Source organism: Nonomuraea sp. bgisy101, from assembly GCF_057708945.1.
On sequence record NZ_JBYITD010000021.1, the window covers coordinates 130,338 to 145,685 of the forward strand.

General features: G+C 71.3%; 16 protein-coding genes. 7 read left to right on the top strand and 9 right to left on the bottom strand.

What is annotated here, in order from left to right; genetic code table 11:
* Positions 1-124: 124 nt before the first annotated feature.
* Positions 125-568 (top strand): CBS domain-containing protein, encoded by a 444-nt coding sequence (locus AC3EO4_RS34275; protein WP_431899546.1) that lies wholly within the window; start codon positions 125-127, stop codon positions 566-568.
* Positions 565-1,857, top strand: coding sequence for an ArsB/NhaD family transporter (locus tag AC3EO4_RS34280; protein ID WP_379569902.1), 1,293 nt, complete (start codon positions 565-567; stop codon positions 1,855-1,857). Before AC3EO4_RS34275 ends, AC3EO4_RS34280 begins: the two co-directional genes overlap by 4 nt.
* A gap of 66 nt (positions 1,858-1,923) precedes the next feature.
* Here the strand turns inward: AC3EO4_RS34280 and AC3EO4_RS34285 are convergent, their stop codons facing one another.
* From AC3EO4_RS34285 to AC3EO4_RS34315, 7 genes are all read right to left on the bottom strand, one after another.
* Complete coding sequence (locus tag AC3EO4_RS34285; RefSeq protein ID WP_379569900.1) at positions 1,924-2,898, bottom strand: Rv1681 family radical SAM protein; 975 nt, start codon at positions 2,896-2,898, stop codon at positions 1,924-1,926.
* Positions 2,892-3,683, bottom strand: coding sequence for an Rv1680 family SBP-like protein (locus tag AC3EO4_RS34290; protein WP_379569898.1), 792 nt, complete (start codon positions 3,681-3,683; stop codon positions 2,892-2,894). Before AC3EO4_RS34290 ends, AC3EO4_RS34285 begins: the two co-directional genes overlap by 7 nt.
* Positions 3,683-4,801 carry an Rv1679 family acyl-CoA dehydrogenase gene (gene fadE16 / locus AC3EO4_RS34295; protein ID WP_431899549.1) on the bottom strand — a complete coding sequence of 373 codons (1,119 nt, stop codon included), beginning with the start codon at positions 4,799-4,801 and terminating at the stop codon, positions 3,683-3,685. Before fadE16 ends, AC3EO4_RS34290 begins: the two co-directional genes overlap by 1 nt.
* A 41-nt stretch (positions 4,802-4,842) precedes the next feature.
* Complete coding sequence (locus tag AC3EO4_RS34300; RefSeq protein ID WP_379569895.1) at positions 4,843-5,184, bottom strand: Rv1678 family membrane protein; 342 nt, start codon at positions 5,182-5,184, stop codon at positions 4,843-4,845.
* The gene (locus tag AC3EO4_RS34305; protein ID WP_379569893.1) at positions 5,181-5,711 is read right to left on the bottom strand and encodes a DoxX family protein; all 531 of its coding nucleotides are present in this window, start codon (positions 5,709-5,711) and stop codon (positions 5,181-5,183) included. The genes AC3EO4_RS34300 and AC3EO4_RS34305 overlap by 4 nt, the downstream gene beginning before the upstream one ends.
* A gap of 123 nt (positions 5,712-5,834) precedes the next feature.
* On the bottom strand, positions 5,835-7,661 hold the full coding sequence (locus AC3EO4_RS34310) for a glycoside hydrolase family 15 protein (RefSeq protein ID WP_431899551.1): 1,827 nt from the start codon (positions 7,659-7,661) through the stop codon (positions 5,835-5,837).
* 157 nt (positions 7,662-7,818) lie between these two features.
* Positions 7,819-9,123 carry a hypothetical protein gene (locus AC3EO4_RS34315; protein WP_431899553.1) on the bottom strand — a complete coding sequence of 435 codons (1,305 nt, stop codon included), beginning with the start codon at positions 9,121-9,123 and terminating at the stop codon, positions 7,819-7,821.
* A gap of 103 nt (positions 9,124-9,226) precedes the next feature.
* Between AC3EO4_RS34315 and AC3EO4_RS34320 the strand changes: the two genes are divergently transcribed.
* The 4 genes from AC3EO4_RS34320 (at position 9,227) to speB (ending at position 12,643) form a co-directional block, all read left to right on the top strand.
* Positions 9,227-9,898, top strand: a complete 672-nt coding sequence (locus AC3EO4_RS34320; protein WP_431899555.1) for a glycosyltransferase family 2 protein — start codon at positions 9,227-9,229, stop codon at positions 9,896-9,898.
* A complete protein-coding gene (locus AC3EO4_RS34325; protein ID WP_379569885.1) occupies positions 9,895-10,563 on the top strand; it encodes a TIGR04282 family arsenosugar biosynthesis glycosyltransferase in 669 nt (222 codons plus the stop codon). The genes AC3EO4_RS34320 and AC3EO4_RS34325 overlap by 4 nt, the downstream gene beginning before the upstream one ends.
* A 78-nt stretch (positions 10,564-10,641) precedes the next feature.
* Positions 10,642-11,604 carry a LysR family transcriptional regulator gene (locus AC3EO4_RS34330; RefSeq protein ID WP_379569883.1) on the top strand — a complete coding sequence of 321 codons (963 nt, stop codon included), beginning with the start codon at positions 10,642-10,644 and terminating at the stop codon, positions 11,602-11,604.
* Positions 11,605-11,614: 10 nt separating this feature from the next.
* Positions 11,615-12,643 carry an agmatinase gene (gene speB / locus AC3EO4_RS34335; protein WP_379569881.1) on the top strand — a complete coding sequence of 343 codons (1,029 nt, stop codon included), beginning with the start codon at positions 11,615-11,617 and terminating at the stop codon, positions 12,641-12,643.
* 13 nt (positions 12,644-12,656) lie between these two features.
* Here speB and AC3EO4_RS34340 read toward each other — a convergent pair whose 3' ends face one another.
* On the bottom strand, positions 12,657-14,117 hold the full coding sequence (locus tag AC3EO4_RS34340; protein WP_431899558.1) for an alpha-L-fucosidase: 1,461 nt from the start codon (positions 14,115-14,117) through the stop codon (positions 12,657-12,659).
* A complete protein-coding gene (locus tag AC3EO4_RS34345) occupies positions 14,114-14,758 on the bottom strand; it encodes a TetR/AcrR family transcriptional regulator (RefSeq protein WP_379569877.1) in 645 nt (214 codons plus the stop codon). The genes AC3EO4_RS34340 and AC3EO4_RS34345 overlap by 4 nt, the downstream gene beginning before the upstream one ends.
* Before the next feature lie 95 nt (positions 14,759-14,853).
* Between AC3EO4_RS34345 and AC3EO4_RS34350 the strand changes: the two genes are divergently transcribed.
* Complete coding sequence (locus tag AC3EO4_RS34350; RefSeq protein WP_379569875.1) at positions 14,854-15,348, top strand: sensor histidine kinase; 495 nt, start codon at positions 14,854-14,856, stop codon at positions 15,346-15,348.

Here is a 15,348-nt window from a genome sequence, read left to right on the forward strand (position 1 = left end):
TCGGTTCAGGGAAGCTCGTCTCCTCCTGGACGGATGCTCAGCGTCTGTTGATAGGTTCTTCTCAGGTGCGCCGGGAAGTCTGGTCGGCAATGTCGTGTCCATCTCCGACAGAGAGGCCGGACCCATGCGTGCGCGTGATCTCCTTGAGGACTTCCCCACAGTGGGACTCGACACGCCGGTGCTCGAAGCGGCCGGGCTGCTGGCCGAACAGAACCTGCCCGGCCTGATCGTCGTCGACGCCGACGGCGCGCCGTACACGATCCTGCCCGGCACGCAGGTGCTCCGCCTGGCCGTTCCGCGATACTGCCAGGACGACCCCGCGCTCGCCCGGGTCGTCGACGAGGCGCACGCCGACCGGTTCATGCGCGTGCTCGACGACCGGACCGTGCGCGAGGCTCTGCCCAGGGAGCGGCGGGAGCTGCCGGTCGCCGACCCCGACGCGACCGTACTGGAGCTGGCGGCGCTGATGGCGCGCACCCACAGCCCGGTCGTGGCGGTCGTGGCCGAGGGCAGGCTGCTGGGAGCGGTCACCCTACAGGCCTTGATGGACAGGCTGGTCTCCACGTGACCGTCACCGCATGGCTGGCGGTGGCGATCTTCCTGTGTTCCTACGCGCTCATCGCCACGGAGAAGATCCACCGGGTGGCCGCGGCACTCGGCGGCGCCGGTCTGATGCTGGTCGTCCATGCCACCGACGCCGGTGCCGCGTTCTTCTCCAAGGACACCGGGATCGACTGGAACGTCATCTTCCTGCTGCTCGGCATGATGGTGATCGTCGGTGTGCTCAAGCAGACAGGTGTGTTCGAGTATCTGGCGATCTGGGCGGCCAAGCGCGCCAGGGGCGAGCCGTTCAGGCTGATGGTCCTGCTCGTGCTCATCACCGCGTCGGCGTCGGCCGTGCTCGACAACGTCACCACCGTGCTGCTCATCGCGCCGGTGACGTTCCTGGTATGTGAACGGTTGGCGTTGTCCGCCGCGCCCTATCTGATCGCCGAGGCGATGGCCTCCAACATCGGAGGTACGGCGACGCTGATCGGCGACCCGCCCAACATCATCATCGCCAGCAGGGGAGGCTTGACCTTCAACGACTTCCTCATCCACCTGGCACCGATGATCATCGTGCTGATGGGGGTGTTCGTCGGGCTGTGCAGGTTCCTGTTCCGCAGGTACTTCGTCTACGACCCCGAGCGCGCCGCGGAGATCATGTCGCTGAACGAGCGGGAGGCGATCCGCGACCGCCGCCTGCTGTGGCAGTCGCTCGCCGTGCTCACCCTGGTGATGGTGGCGTTCGTGCTCCATCCCGTGCTGCACTACGAGCCGTCCGTGGTGGCGATCCTGGGCGCGGGCGTGCTGGTGGCGGCCACGAAGGTCACCACGGGCGAGGCCATCGAGGAGGTCGAGTGGCCCACCCTGGTGTTCTTCGCCGGTCTGTTCGTCATGGTCGGGGCGCTGGTCAACACCGGCGTCATCGGACAGATCGCCGAGGCGGCCGTCGGCGCGACCGAAGGCCGCCTGGGTCTGGCCACGATGGGGCTGCTCTGGGTGTCGACCGGCTTGTCGGCGATCGTCGACAACATCCCGTACGTCGCCACGATGAGCCCGATCGTGTCCGAACTCGTCCAGGCCGGCGGCGGCAACCAGACCGCGCAGGTGCTGTGGTGGTCGCTCGCCTTCGGCGCAGACCTGGGCGGTAACGCCACCGCGGTGGGAGCCGCCGCCAACGTCGTGGTGGTGGGAATCGCCGCCCGCAACGGCACTCCGATCAGCTTCTGGCAGTTCACCCGCTACGGACTGGTGGTCACCCTTGTGACGGTGGCGCTGGTCGCGCCCTACCTGTGGCTCCGCTATCTGATGTGACCGGCTCCGGCCGGTCGTGCCGCGTCCCGTGCCGCGAGGCCGATCGGTGAAGACGAGGGCGTCGCTTCACGCGCAGGGGAAGCTCGCGGCCGCTTCCATGGAGCCGCGCCGGTACTCGGCGAAGCGGCGCCGTACCTCCTCGATCGCGGCGGAGAGGGGGAAGATCTCGCGAGTGACCAGCTGGTCGAGGTGATCGGCGCCCACAGGATGCCAGTAGACGCCTTCGGCCGTCACCGTCACCTCGGGGACGAGGGTGTCCACGGTGAGGGTGACTCCCTCACCGGCGGATCCCCGCCTGGCCACCGGGCGGATGACCCGATCCTGGACGGGAATGCCGAGCCCGTCGAGATAGGCGTGGAACGCGTCCGCGTCCGTGTCCTCCCCTGGCGCGATGGTGGCCGCCACGCGGACGCGGAACCCCTCGTCGAGCGCGGTCCTGATGCCCAGCACCGCGCGGTTCCAGCTCCCTCGCCCGCGGTGCCTGTCGTGCCGGTCGGGGGTAGGCGAGTCGAGGCTGATCTGCAGCGCCAGCCGGTCGCGCGGCATGGCACGCAGCACGTCGAGCCGGTGGCCGCGGAAGAGCATGCCGTTGGTCAGCAGGGTGGTGTGGAAGCGGTCGGTACAGGCCCGCACGATCTCGTCCAGGTCCGGCAGGAGGAACGGCTCTCCGCCGGTGAGGAAGACCTCGGTGACCCCTTCGGCTTCCGCCATGATCCGGTGCACCCGATCCAGCCCGAGCGCGCGGCGCGCGGTCTGCGGCGAGGAACGCGAGCAGCAGTAGTCGCAGGCGAGGTTGCAGTCGAAGTTCGTGTACAGCCAGAGCCGGGCGCCCGGCCGCCGGTCGGCAGGGAGATCCTCCACGGGGTCGGGTGGACGGCCCCGCCTGACCACGGCCACGCCGTGTCCGATCTCGACGAGCTCGTTCCCTGTCCGCGCGCACCAGCGTTCGACGAGCTCGGCCTCGCCGGCCGCGAGAGGGACCTCGGCCGTCGCCCCGACGGGGAGCGCGCCCATCCGCTCGACCAGGTCGAGGATCACCATGTCGGCGCGAGTCCCTGCCGCTCCACCGCCTCGAACAGCGAGGCGTAGCCGTCCAGCTCGGGCCGGACCCAGCGGCGCAGCCCCTCAAGCTCGAGGATGCGCCGGTGGGCGGGATCGTGCCAGTCCATCTTGAGAAGGTGCTCCACCCATGGCTCCGTGCGCGCGGAAGGCAGGAGGGTGGTGAAGTTGCAGTGGCAGTACGGCTCGGACCGCCACACCTCCTCGAGCGCGCCCGGCATGAGCTCGTCCTTGCCGATGGCCTCCCATGTGGTGATGCCGATCGCGGCGACGTCGGCCTGGTCGTCGAGCACGGCGCGGATAGCGTCCAGCTCGCTGCGGCCGGTGTCGCCGTGCTTGCCCAGGTCACTGTCGATGCGGAGGAACTCGACATCGGCGACACCGGCCCGGGTGAGGAAGTGCACAGGCAGGACCGACGCCTGGGCCGAATCACGGGATCCGAGCGCGATGCGGCGATGGTGCAGGTCGTCGAGCCCGTCGAGGCCGCTGCCCGCACGGGCCACCAGGACACTGGCGAAGGTCAGGTCGGTGTCGCGCATGGCCAGTGCGCGGCAGCCGCCGTCGGTCTGGAGGACGGTCCGGACCCAGGCCATGTTGGTGTTCCAGGCGATGTCGACGGTGCCGGCGAGGAGGGCGTCGACCTGTCTGCCGTAGTTGGAGAACAGCACGAAGTCCATCTCGGCGCCGCTGCCCTCGAAGTAGTCGCGGATGCCCTCCCAGATGGGGACGACATTGGGCGTGTAGGCCACCGCTCCGATCGTCAGCATCAGAACAGCTCCCGTCCGGTGATCGCTTTGCCGTAGAAGTCGTAGAGGACGTCCGCGGTCGGGGCCATGACGTGACCGGCTCTGGCGTCGCGGAAGAACCGTTCGAGCTGCAGGTGTTCGGAGAAGGCGGCGCCACCGCAGACCCGCATCGCCGTGTCGGTGACGCGCAGGGCCATGTCGTTGGCGGCCGCCTTGACGCCGAGAACGTGCAGCATGGTCGAGTCATCGGGTGCGGCGAGGCTGCGGGCCGCCTTCTCCACATAGGCGCGGGCCATCGCGAGGTCCAAGGCGATGCGCGACAGCTGCGCGCGGATGGTCGGCAGGTCGGCCAGGCCCTCGCCGGTGTGCTGGAACCTGGCGCCGCTCGCGTGCGCGACGGTCGCGTCCAGAGCGGCCTGCGCCAGGCCGAGCGAGACGGCGGCGTTGCCCACGTTGAACCACGGCATCACCGACTGGAGCATCAGATCGAAGCCGCCGCCCGGCTCGCCGATCCGGTCGCCGTCGTGGGCGAGCAGCTCGAAGCGCATGGGGGAGGAGGCGTTGCCGCGCAGGCCGAGCCCCCGCCACGATCCCGCGACTTCGACCCCGGGGCTGTCCGCGAGGACGACGTAGAGATCGACGGCCCCCTCGTCGGCTTGCGGGGCCAGGGTGGACATCACGTACACCTCCGCATGGCCCGCCGAGGTGACCCAGCTCTTGGCGGCACGCAGGGCGATCTTGTCTCCCTCTCGGCCGGCCCGCGAGACCGGAGCCCAGAAGTGCGAGCGCGAGCCGACCTCGCTGAAGGCCAGCGTCGCCAGCGAGTCCGAGGCGAGTCGCGGGAGCAGCGTCGGGTGGCCGGCCGGCGGCGCCGCGGCGACCGCCATCGCCGCGCTCACGTGCATCAGATAGACCATCGCGGTGGAGCCGCAGACGGCCGCGAGGGCGCTCAGCACTTCCACGAGCTCCTCGGGACCACCGCCGAGACCGCCTTCCCTGGGCGGGAGGGTCAGCCCCAGCAGGCCGGAACGGCGCAAGGCGTCAAGCGCCTGGACCGGGAAGCTGCCGTCGGCGTCCACCTCCCTGGCGGATTGTCGCGCGCTGTCCAGGACGGGTTCGAGACGGTCAGAGAGATCCATGTCACTCCTTTTCATGGTACGGCGGAGCAGGTGGCGCCCTCTCACCGCTCCCGTGGCGTACGGCCGGCGGACAACAGCCCGATGCCGAATCCCAGCCACAGGCTCGACGTGGACGCGCTGCCCCCGGTCAGCGACCATCCGAAGGCGAGCTCCGCGAGAACCACCAGGGCGGCGAGCACGAACAGAGCGCCCACGGCCGTCTGCATCGGCGGGCGCCGCAGGATCCCGGCCAAGCAGGCCAGGATGCCGAGCACGATCGCCACAGGGACCGCCTGGGCGGTCATCTTGACCAGCTGCCACGGGTCGCCGTGGACGAAGACGAAGACGGCGCTCAGCACCGACGCGATGCCCAGGGCGAGCGCGAACCTGTCCGCGGCCCTCATGAGAACCTCACCAACCACCGGGCGATGGGGTTCGCCGATCTCTTCCAGGAGGGACGCAGCAACCCGTCGGCACCATGGAACCGGCCCGCGGCGGTGGCGAACAGGGCCAGGTGGGCGAGCAGCATCAGGAAGTAGGACCAGTGCCACTCGTGCGGGGCGTAGAGCACGGAGAACGTGATCGCGAGCGTCTGCGCGATCCCGACCAGGGCCCACAACCGGGTCGCCAGCCCCGCGAGCAGGAACGCTCCAAGTGAGGTCTCGACCAGCAGCGTCAGCCAGCCGAAGACGACGAAGTTCGGCAGCACGACATGCTCGACGAGCCACGTGAACGGCGGGAAGACGGGATGCTCCACAGCATAGCCGGTGAACAGATACAGGCCCCGCCGCGCCATCCTCCCGAAGTCGTCACCGGGCGTCTTCCACCCCGCGTTCTGGATCCACAGGAGGGCGACCGCCACGCGGATGAAGGCCAGCATGCCGCGACCGCCCCGTGGCAGCGTCACGGCGTCGACCGAAGCGTCGGCCATCAGCACCTCCTCGATAACGGAATGTCACCTATCCGATACCCAGGCATATCCGTGGCCAACGACCTCGGGCTTGACGAAACACGAACGTCGGCCCGGGCGCCCGGCAGGCCGGGCCGCGCTGTCCTATGAGGCGGCGACGTCGGCCGATGTCGTGTCGTGGATGGTCCTGGCGGCGTTGATCAGTCCGATGTGGCTGAACGCCTGAGGGAAGTTGCCGATGGATTCCCCGCTGACGGTGTCGACCTCTTCGGCCAGGAGGCCGACGTCGTTGGCGTATGACGCGGCGGTCTCGAAGGCGCTCCTGGCACGGGCGGACCGGCCCGCCATGGCCAGGGCCTGCGCCAGCCAGAAGGTGCAGAGCAGGAACGTGCCTTCCCCGCCAGGCAGGCCGTCCGCGGCGTGGTAGCGGTGCACCAGGCCGCGCGCGTCGGTCAGGCGCGCGGCCACGGCGTCCACGGTGGCCTGCACGCGGGGGTCGTCACCGGGCAGGAACCCGACCAGGGGCAGCATCAACACGGACGCGTCCAGATCCTCGGTGTCGAACGTCTGGGTGAAGGCGCCCGCCCGCTCGTTCCAGCCCTGCGTCAGGATCGCGGCGCGGATCTGCGCCCGGGTGCGCTCCCACCCGGCGACGCGGTCGGCGGCCCCAAGGACGGAGGCCAGCGAGATGGCGCGATCCAGCGCCACCCAGCACATCAACTTGGAGTGCAGGAAGTGCCGGCTCGGCCCGCGGATCTCCCACAGGCTCTGGTCGGGCTCGTGCCAGCGGCGGGCGGCCGTCTCGGCCACGCCGACCAGGAAGGAGCGGGTGAGGGGGTCGAGTCGGCCGGTGTCGTGATGGAGCTCATGGGCCGCGTCGAGCAACTCCCCGTAGACGTCGAGCTGGCGTTGACGCCACGCCTCGTTGCCGACGCGCACGGGGGAGCTGCCCCGCCAGCCGGTCAGGTGCGGCAGCAGCCGTTCGCTCAGGTCGCGCTCGCCGCCCACGCCGTACATGATCTGCAAATCAACGCCCCGGTCGAGCTGGGTGGCCGAGGCACGGGCGAGAAAGTCGAAGAACGCGGTCTCCTCCTTCACGCACGCGGCGGTGGTGAGTGCCTGCAGCGTGAAGCTGGCGTCACGGATCCAGGTGTAGCGGTAGTCCCAGTTCCGCTCTCCGCCGACGCTCTCCGGCAGAGAGGTGGTGGCCGCGGCGACGATCGCCCCGGTGGGGGCGAACGTCAGCGCTCGCAGCACCCGCCCGCTGTGGCTGACCTGCTCGTGCCAGGATCCCCGATAGCCCGCGTGGAGCTCGGACCACGACCGCCAGCCCGCGATGGTGTCCTTGACACGGCGGTGGACGCGATTCGGGTGACAGCGGGCCGGTTCAGGCGCCCAGCCCCAACTGGCCTGCAGGGCCAGGGGGAGACGTTCCCCCGCCCGCAGCGTGACGGTGGCGTGCGCGGTGGAGCCGCTCACCCGCAGCTCCACTGGGGTCGACAGGACGAGCACGTTGGCGCCGCCGCGCGCGATCAGGCCGCCGCGGACCGCTTCCATCAGCGGGTGGACGAGCCCGAACTCGGGGCGTGGCGCGTACGTCACCTCCAGTGACACCCGTCCTTCGACGCAGGTCACCTCGCGCAGGAGAACGCCGGGCGAGGAGGCGCCCAGCGCGTGCCCGCGTTCCCGCCTGCCGAGGGCGAGGGTGTCGACGAGCACCGCGGTTCCGTCCCGGGTGCGGAAGGTCGTCTCGAGAACGAGGGTGTTCTCCAGATACCTGCGAGTGACCTCGGCGGGGCAGATGGGGCGGACGGACCAATGGCCGGCGTTCTCGTCGAGCAGGCGGGCGAAGATCGCCGGGCTGTCGAAGCGGGGGAAGCACAGCCAGTCCACCGAGCCGTCGGAGGTGACCAGCGCCGCCGACCGGCAGTCCGACAGCAGGGCGTAGTCGCTGATCGGCCGCGTGCTCAACGGGACACCCCGTCGTGCGTGCCGCCCTGCGGTCCGACGGCGTCGACGGGCGCCGACACGGCGAAGAGTCTGCAGGTCACCGTCGCCTCCTTCGAAAAACTGTAGCTCAACGCCCCCGGCCATGATCGGAGCGTCGTCACACCCCCCGGTGCCAGGCTCACCAGGGCGACAAGACCAGGGCCTGCAGCAGCAGCCCGGTGACCACCTGGGCCGCGAGCCACCGGCGGCCTGACGACATGCCGGCCGCCAGGCCGATCCACACCGCGTAGGGGAGCCAGATGCGCTCGACCTCGCCACGCGTCACTCCGCTCACGTCCAGCGCGAGCACCGCCACCCCTGCCGCCGCCACGACGGCGCGCACGCCGTCCGGCGCGAGCCGTACCAGGCCGGCCGCCGTCGCAGGACCGGTGACCATGGCCAGCACGCCCAGGTCGGCCACCAGGAAGTACAGGTACGGCCGGGCGGCGCCAGGATCGGGCGCCCACTCGGCGTACGTCGCGAGCGCCCCTGCGGGCCAGAGGAAGCCCCCCGCGGCGAAGGCCACCGTCACCGACGCCGCCCCGGCCAGGGCTGCGAGCACGGTCGCGCGCGGCACCCTGACGACCACGCCGGCCACCACGGGGATCAGCAGATAGGGCATCAGCCCGTAGCTGAGGTACGGCAGCGCGCCGAGCAGCACCCCCGCCCCGAAGCCGATCCAGGCCCGGCCCAGCACCAGCAGGGCGACGCCCCACGCGCCGACGCCGGCGAAGAGGGCGTCCATGCTGGTGGCGATCCAGACCGCGGCAGGGGTCAACGCCAGGTAGGGAAGGCTCCGGCGGGCGACCGTCTCCCCTGCCAGCCGCCGCACCGTCACGGCGATCGCCACGGTGGCCGAGCAGCCGGCCGTGACGACCAGCAGCGCCGCCCATGTCGGCCCGCGCAGCCCGGCGGCCGCCAGGGCCCACAACAGGAGCACGGCCAGCGGCGGGTGCCCGCGCACGTGGGTCGGGTAGCCGGGCAGGCGTTCGGTGAAGCTCGCCAGCCAGCCCAGCGGGTCGTCGCCCACGGAGGGCAGCACGGCGAGATAGTCGGCCGGATGCGTGAGCGGGGCCGCCAGGCCGTCGGCCGAGACCGCCAGCAGCACCGCCCATGCCAGCGCGAAACCGTACGACACGAGCAGGGCCCAGCCGAAGCGCGTCCGCGCCACGAGGGGCGGCAGCGCGAGAACGGCGACGGCCCCGAAGGCGGCGGCGGGCAGCAGCGTGACCGTCAGGAGACGGAGGTCGGCGTGCAGCGGCGCCAGGCGGTCGATGGGGAGCGCACCTCGTGCGCGCAGGATCGCACCCCCGGCGAAGGACGACGCGATCAGAGCCGCCCAGACGGCGAGGGCGACCCGCACCCGCCTGCTGTGGACGGCCGCGTGCCGCCCGGCAGGTGCCTCGCCCGCCGTGCCCTGCCGGTCCCCGGAACGCCCGACCACCTTCCCACGGTAGGCCCACGGCTGCTCTGAGCTGGGAACTCTTTGAACACGCGTCACCACCGCATAACGGTTCACCGCCCGGTCCTGTCCTACCGTGAAGGGTGTGAGCGTCGACGTGGTGCTGCCGTGCCTGGACGAGGAGGCGGCCCTGCCGTGGGTGCTCGGGCGGATGCCGGACGGCTACCGCCCGATCGTGGTCGACAACGGCTCGACCGACGGCTCGGCGCGCGTCGCGGCCGCGCTCGGCGCGCTGGTGGTGAGCGAGCCGCGGCGCGGGTTCGGCGCGGCCTGCCACGCAGGGCTGCTGGCCGCGACCGCTGACGTGGTGTGCTTCATGGACGCCGACGCCTCCATCGACCCGCGTCAGCTGCCCAGGACGGCCGGCCCCGTTCTGGCGGGCCGGTGCGATCTCGTGCTCGGCCGCCGGATGGCCCGCGCAGGCGCCCGCTGGCCGCTGCACGCCCGCCTCGGAAACGTCGTGCTGGCCGCGAGGGTGCGGCGCCGTACCGGGGTCCCGCTGCACGATCTCGGTCCGATGCGGGCCTGCGGGCGGGCAGGCCTGCTGGCACTGGGGCTGACCGACCGGCGGTTCGGCTATCCCCTGGAGATGGTGCTGCGCGCGGCGGGGGCCGGCTGGCGCATCGCCGAGACCGAGGTGGACTACCTTCCCCGTGCCGGCCGGTCCAAGGTCACCGGCACCGTACGCGGGACGCTGCGGGCGCTCGCCGACATGCGGCGGGTTCTGGCCGAGCAGGGCGGGACGGGCCGAGCGTGATCGCGCCCCTGCCGGCCGCCGCGCAGATCGTCGTCCTCGCGAAGGAGCCGGTGCCGGGCAAGGTCAAGACCCGGCTCACCCCTCCGTTCACCTCAGGGGAGGCCGCCCTCCTGGCGGCGGCGGCGCTGGAGGACACGCTGGCCGCCGTGGCCGCGGTCCGGGTGCGCCGACGGGTCCTGGCCTTCGACGGCCCGCCCGGCTCGTGGCTCCGCGACGGCTTCACCGTCATCCCTCAGCGCGGTGGAGGGCTGGACGAACGGCTCTCGGCCGCCTTCGAGGACGCCCACCGGCGATGCCCGCTGCCCATCGTGCTGATCGGTGGTGACACGCCCCAGGTGACCGGGGACCTGCTGGCCGACGCGGTCGCCGCGCTCAGGACCAGGGACGCGGTGTACGGCCCAGCCTCGGACGGTGGCTTCTGGCTGCTCGGGCTGTGCCGTCCCGACCCGGAACTGTTGCTGGGCGTGCCGATGTCCCTGCCCACGACGGGCAGCGCCCAGCTACGGCGCCTGCGGCGCTCAGGGCTGAGCGTGGCCATCATGCCGGAGTTGACGGACGTGGATCGTCTCCAGGACGCGGTCCGCGTCGCGGCCGAGGCGCCGCGCTCCCGCTTCGCGGCCGCTCTCGCCGGGATCGGCGAGCCGCGGTCGTCGTCCGCCTCCTGACTCCGGTGCCGCGGCGCGGGTTCCGGCACGCGCGGGGCGTCGCAGACCCTCCTCACGAAGACTCCATAGCATGTATGGATGATCGACCTCCGTCAGTTCCAGGTCCTGCGCGCCATCGCCGTCAACGGGTCGCTGGCGGGGGCCGCCCGCCAGCTTCACTACGGGCAGCCGACGATCAGTTACCACCTGGGCGCGCTGGAAGCCCATCTGGGAGCCTCGCTGGTGGAGCGCAGCCCGACCGGCGCCGTCCTGACGCCCATCGGAGCGCTGGTACTGGAGCACGCGAGCGTCGTGCTCGACCGCATCGAGGCCGTGGAGTCGGACGTCGAGGCCCGGCGCGAGCACGGGGTGTCCACCCTCAGGATCGGCGCGTTCACCACCGCGGCGTCACGGTTGCTGCCCGGCGCCCTGCGGCGCTCCACCGAAGGCACGGACGTGCGGATCGAGCTGACCGAGGCCGAACCGCTGGAACTGCTCACGCAGGTGCGCGCCAGATCCCTGCACTGCGCGTTGACCTACGGCATCGGCGAAGGGAAGAGTCAGTACGGTGCCGACCTGCACGTGGAGACCCTCTTCGACGATCCTTACCGGCTGCTCCTGCCCGCGGGCCACAGCCATGCGGAGGGAGCGGAGCCCGTCGACCTCGCGCTGCTGGCGGACGAGGGCTGGATCATCTCGAGCGGTTCCTACGACCCCAGCGACCACACCCTCTTCGCCACCTGCCACTCCCTGGGCTTCCGCCCCCGCATCGTGCTCAGAGCCGACAACTACAGCGTGATCCACGGCTTCGTGGGCGCCGGCGGCGCCGTCGCGCTCGTGCCCGAACTCGCCCTGGAGAAGGGCCACGAGGTCGTGGCCCGAGCCACGGTCCAGGGCATCGGGGCGCGCCGCATCCAGTTCGTCACTCTCGCCGGCCGCCGTCCTCCCGCTGTCGAGCGGCTGTCCGCAGAGCTCCATAGACAGTATGGAGGCGATGTCGAAAGCCGAGGGATTCCGGGCGGCGCCGATGGCTGTGAGGATGCCACCGCCGACTCAACATGAAGGATCCGCCATGACCCGTTACGGTGCGATGTACGGTCCGGACATCACCTTCCTCGGTGTGCCCTCCTGCGACCTCGAGCAGCCCTCTTCCTGGAGCGACGCCCAGGTCGTCATCCTGGGCGCCCCGTACGACGGGGGCACCTCCTACCGGTCCGGCGCCCGCTTCGGGCCCGGGGCGATCCGGCAGGCCTGCTACCTCGGGCACGACGGCACCCGCCCGTCCCTGGCCCTGGGCGTCGACGGCCTGCTCGACCTGCGGGTCATGGACGCCGGCGATGTCATGATGTTCAGCGGTGACGCGGAGAGGTCCCTCGCGGCGCTGGAGCAGGCGGTACACACGGTCTCAGCGGCCGGCAAGATCCCGCTCGTCCTGGGTGGGGACCACTCCGTCGCGCTGCCCGACATCACCGGCGTCGCCCGGGGCGTCGGCTGGGGTCAGGCCTCCGTCCTCCACTTCGACGCCCACGCCGACACCGGCGACAGCTCGTACGGCTCGCTCATCGGGCACGGCCAGCCCATGCGGCGCCTCATCGAGTCGGGCGCGGTCCGCGGTGACCGGTTCCTGCAGATCGGCCTGCGTGGCTACTGGCCCGGCCCCGAGACCCTCCAGTGGATGGCCGACCAGGGGATGCGCTCGTACGAGATGACCGAGATCGTGGAACGCGGCCTGGACGTCTGCCTGACCGAGGCGTCGCGGATCGCCCTCGACGAGTGCGCGGGCGTCTACCTGTCGGTGGACATCGACGTCGTCGACCCCGGGATGGCTCCGGGCACGGGGACACCCGAACCCGGCGGGCTCACCTCGCGCGAGCTGCTGGACGCGGTGCGGAGGCTGTCCTACGAGCTGCCGATCGTCGGCGTGGAGGTGGTCGAGGTCGCCCCGAGTCACGATCACGCCGATGTGACGGCGATGCTCGGGAGCAGGGTGGTTCTGGAGGCCCTGTCCGGTATCGCGCGGAGGCAGGCCGAGCAACGTGGGCGACTGGAGCCCTGGGACAGGAGCAAGCCGTTGCTCAGCCGCTACGGCACGGCGCGGTGACGCCCTCGCTCTCTCAGCCTGCCGTGGTCATCGCCAGCACGTGAGCGGGAGATCGCCGCTGCGGCGTCGCGATCTCCACGTCGGCTCCGCGCCGCGTCCATGCCACGTCCACATCGCCGTCCGCGCCGAGGAGCTGGACATGCGTGCCAGGAGAGAGCGTCAGGTCACGGATGACGAGGGGCCCGGGGAGGCGGTCGGCGAGGACGGTGGCGTAGACGGTGGTGTCCTTGCTGGTGAAGTGGATGGGATGGCCCTCCGAGGTGGTCGTCCGCGTCCGGGTCCACGGGCGCGTCGCGAAGATCGCCCGGCCGTTGGTCTCCAGCCACGCGCCGAGCTCGCGGAGCGGCCGCCGCTGCATCTCGGGGATGCCGCCGTGTCCGTCAGGGCCGACGTTGACGAGCAGGTTGCCGCCCTTGCTGACCACGTCGACGAGCAGGTGGACGAGTTCGGTGCCGGTGAGCAGGTCGGCGGCGCTCTCCTGCGCGTTGTGGCCGAAGGAGGTGCCCAGGCCCCGGGTCAGCTCCCAGGCATGGGGGAGCACGGTCTCGGGCGAGCGGTACTCGTGGGTCTGGACGTCATAGTGGAACGTCGGGACCGGGGTCGGCAGCTCCTTGCCGCCACGGGTCATGAGCTTCAGCATCGTCCCCATGAAACGCAGGTAGAGGCCGCGAGCGAGGCGGTTGCGGGGCATCTTCGACTGGATCCAGCGGTCGTTGACCACCCCTTCAGGCACGGAGTCGTAGTAGTGCGCGAAGAGCTCGTGCGGGTCCTGCTCCGCCGGCCAGCCCATGTCGTTCCACAGGATGGACGGCCGGTAGGAGTCGATCAGCTCCCGCCACTGCGCCGTGGCGTACCGCGCGTACTCCTCGCCGAGCGCCTGCTGCTCCATGAGGTCGGTCATGGTCCGGATCGGCCTGTCGGTGAACGTCCAGTCGATGCCGCCCGCATAGTAGAGGCCCATCCTGAGCCCCTCCGCTCTGACGGCCGCGGTGAGGTCGCCGACGAGGTCCCGCCGCGCCCGGTATCCGGCGGGCGCGTGGGGGTTGGCCACCTTGGTGGGCCACAGGGGGTATCCGTCCAGGTGCCTGGTGACCATGACCACGTACTGCGCGCCCGCGCCGGCGAAGAACCGGGCCCAGTCGCCGAAGTCGACCTCTGCGGCGGCGGCGTCGAACTGGTCGCGGAAGCGGGTGTAGGGGAAGTCGTCGCCGTACGTCGCCTGGTGGTGCCGGGCGGTCGGTGAGCCGGGCACGCGCAGCGCGTTGAGATACCACTCGGCGTAGGGCATGTCGCCCCCGGTGTCCTTCATGGCGGTCAGGTCGCGCATGAAGTCGTTGAAGTCGCCGGCCGCTGGATCGGCGAAGGCGGGGACCGAGTAGAGGCCCCAGTGGATGAAGACGCCCAGCTTCGCGTCCTGGTACCAGCCGGGGATCGGGCGTGCGTCCAGTGCGGCCTTGTCCGGCGAACGGGTCATGACGTCTCTCCCTGTGCGTACGGTGGGACGGCGGTCATGAGACGGACCACGGTGCGCAGCTCGCTTCCGTAGGCGTCCAGGTCGAGATCGGGATCCACGGTGAGCGCACCGAGGATCCCGTCGCGAAGGGAGCGGATCGCGATCGCGACGGACCGGGGGTCGAACGCGCGGAACTCTCCCTGCGCCTGCCCCCTCTCCAGGAGCTCCTGGAGCGCGTCGAGATCCGCGCGCGCGACCGCCGCGGAGGCGGAGGCCCCGTCCCCGGTGTCGCGGGAACCGGCGGCGATGTCCAGTACGGCCAGCAGATGCCGGCGGTGCGACCGGATGAAATCCACGTTCGCGCCGATGAAGGCGTCCAGCGCGGCGGCGGGGGTCGGTGCGGCGGCGACGAGCGGGCCGACGTGGCCGGCGAACGCGGTCATGACCTCCCGGACGATGGAGTCGATCAGATCCTGCCGGTTGGCGAAGTGGTAGGTGATCAGCCCTGTGCTGCTCAGCCCGGCCCGCTCGGCGATCCTCGCGAACGAGGCTCCGGCGGAGCCGACCTCGGCGATCACCTCGACGGCCGCCTCGATGATCTGGGCGCGTCGAGCCTGCTCGGTGAACGTCATCTGCTCGGGCGAGCCAGATTTTGCTTGCATGAGCAAACCCTAGCGCGTGACGGAGAGCCGGCGCTTCCCGGGGCCGGCGCGGGACCCTCCCAGGCGGCGCCACCGCCGATCGGTGGTCGTGGACGGTGAGGCCTCTACTCGCCGAGCAGGCGCTGGTCGACGTTCGCTCCATCACCGGCCACCCGGCGCTCCTCTCCCTGCGGGAGGAGGCGGCCACGGCCCGCTCGATGCTCGCGGCCGCGGGCGTCGAGGTCACGGTCGACCTTCCACCGGTACGGCTGCTGCCCGAGGTCGACTCCCTCATGGCCGTCGTCCTCCGCGAGGCGGTGACCAACGTGGTACGGCATGCGCGGGCCACCCGGTGCGCGATCACCGTATGCGACGCCGTACGCCTGACGGTCTCCAACGACGGCGCGACCGCTTCTCCCCTGCGGGAGGGCACCGGCCTGACCAACCTCTCCCGCCGCCTGGAGGAGGCGGGCGGGCGCCTCGCCGTGGAACGGGACGAAGGCCGGTTCACACTGACCGCCGAGGTCCCGTGCCCGGAGCCGGCCGGCCTCGGCGGCGATGCGGCGGACGGCCCCCACTCGGGTACGCGCGTCGAGCTCGGTCATCGCTGA

What these genes read in the sequence shown, in the direction of transcription:
- AC3EO4_RS34275 (WP_431899546.1), top strand. Translation starts at nt 125, where the DNA reads ATGCGTGCGCGTGATCTCCTTGAGGACTTCCCCACAGTGGGACTCGAC.
- speB (WP_379569881.1), top strand. Translation starts at nt 11,615, where the DNA reads ATGACCCGTTACGGTGCGATGTACGGTCCGGACATCACCTTCCTCGGT.
- AC3EO4_RS34290 (WP_379569898.1), bottom strand. Translation starts at nt 3,683, where the DNA reads ATGCTGACGATCGGAGCGGTGGCCTACACGCCCAATGTCGTCCCCATC.
- AC3EO4_RS34285 (WP_379569900.1), bottom strand. Translation starts at nt 2,898, where the DNA reads ATGGTGATCCTCGACCTGGTCGAGCGGATGGGCGCGCTCCCCGTCGGG.
- fadE16 (WP_431899549.1), bottom strand. Translation starts at nt 4,801, where the DNA reads ATGGATCTCTCTGACCGTCTCGAACCCGTCCTGGACAGCGCGCGACAA.
- AC3EO4_RS34345 (WP_379569877.1), bottom strand. Translation starts at nt 14,758, where the DNA reads ATGCAAGCAAAATCTGGCTCGCCCGAGCAGATGACGTTCACCGAGCAG.
- AC3EO4_RS34340 (WP_431899558.1), bottom strand. Translation starts at nt 14,117, where the DNA reads ATGACCCGTTCGCCGGACAAGGCCGCACTGGACGCACGCCCGATCCCC.
- AC3EO4_RS34330 (WP_379569883.1), top strand. Translation starts at nt 10,642, where the DNA reads ATGATCGACCTCCGTCAGTTCCAGGTCCTGCGCGCCATCGCCGTCAAC.
- AC3EO4_RS34300 (WP_379569895.1), bottom strand. Translation starts at nt 5,184, where the DNA reads ATGAGGGCCGCGGACAGGTTCGCGCTCGCCCTGGGCATCGCGTCGGTG.
- AC3EO4_RS34305 (WP_379569893.1), bottom strand. Translation starts at nt 5,711, where the DNA reads ATGGCCGACGCTTCGGTCGACGCCGTGACGCTGCCACGGGGCGGTCGC.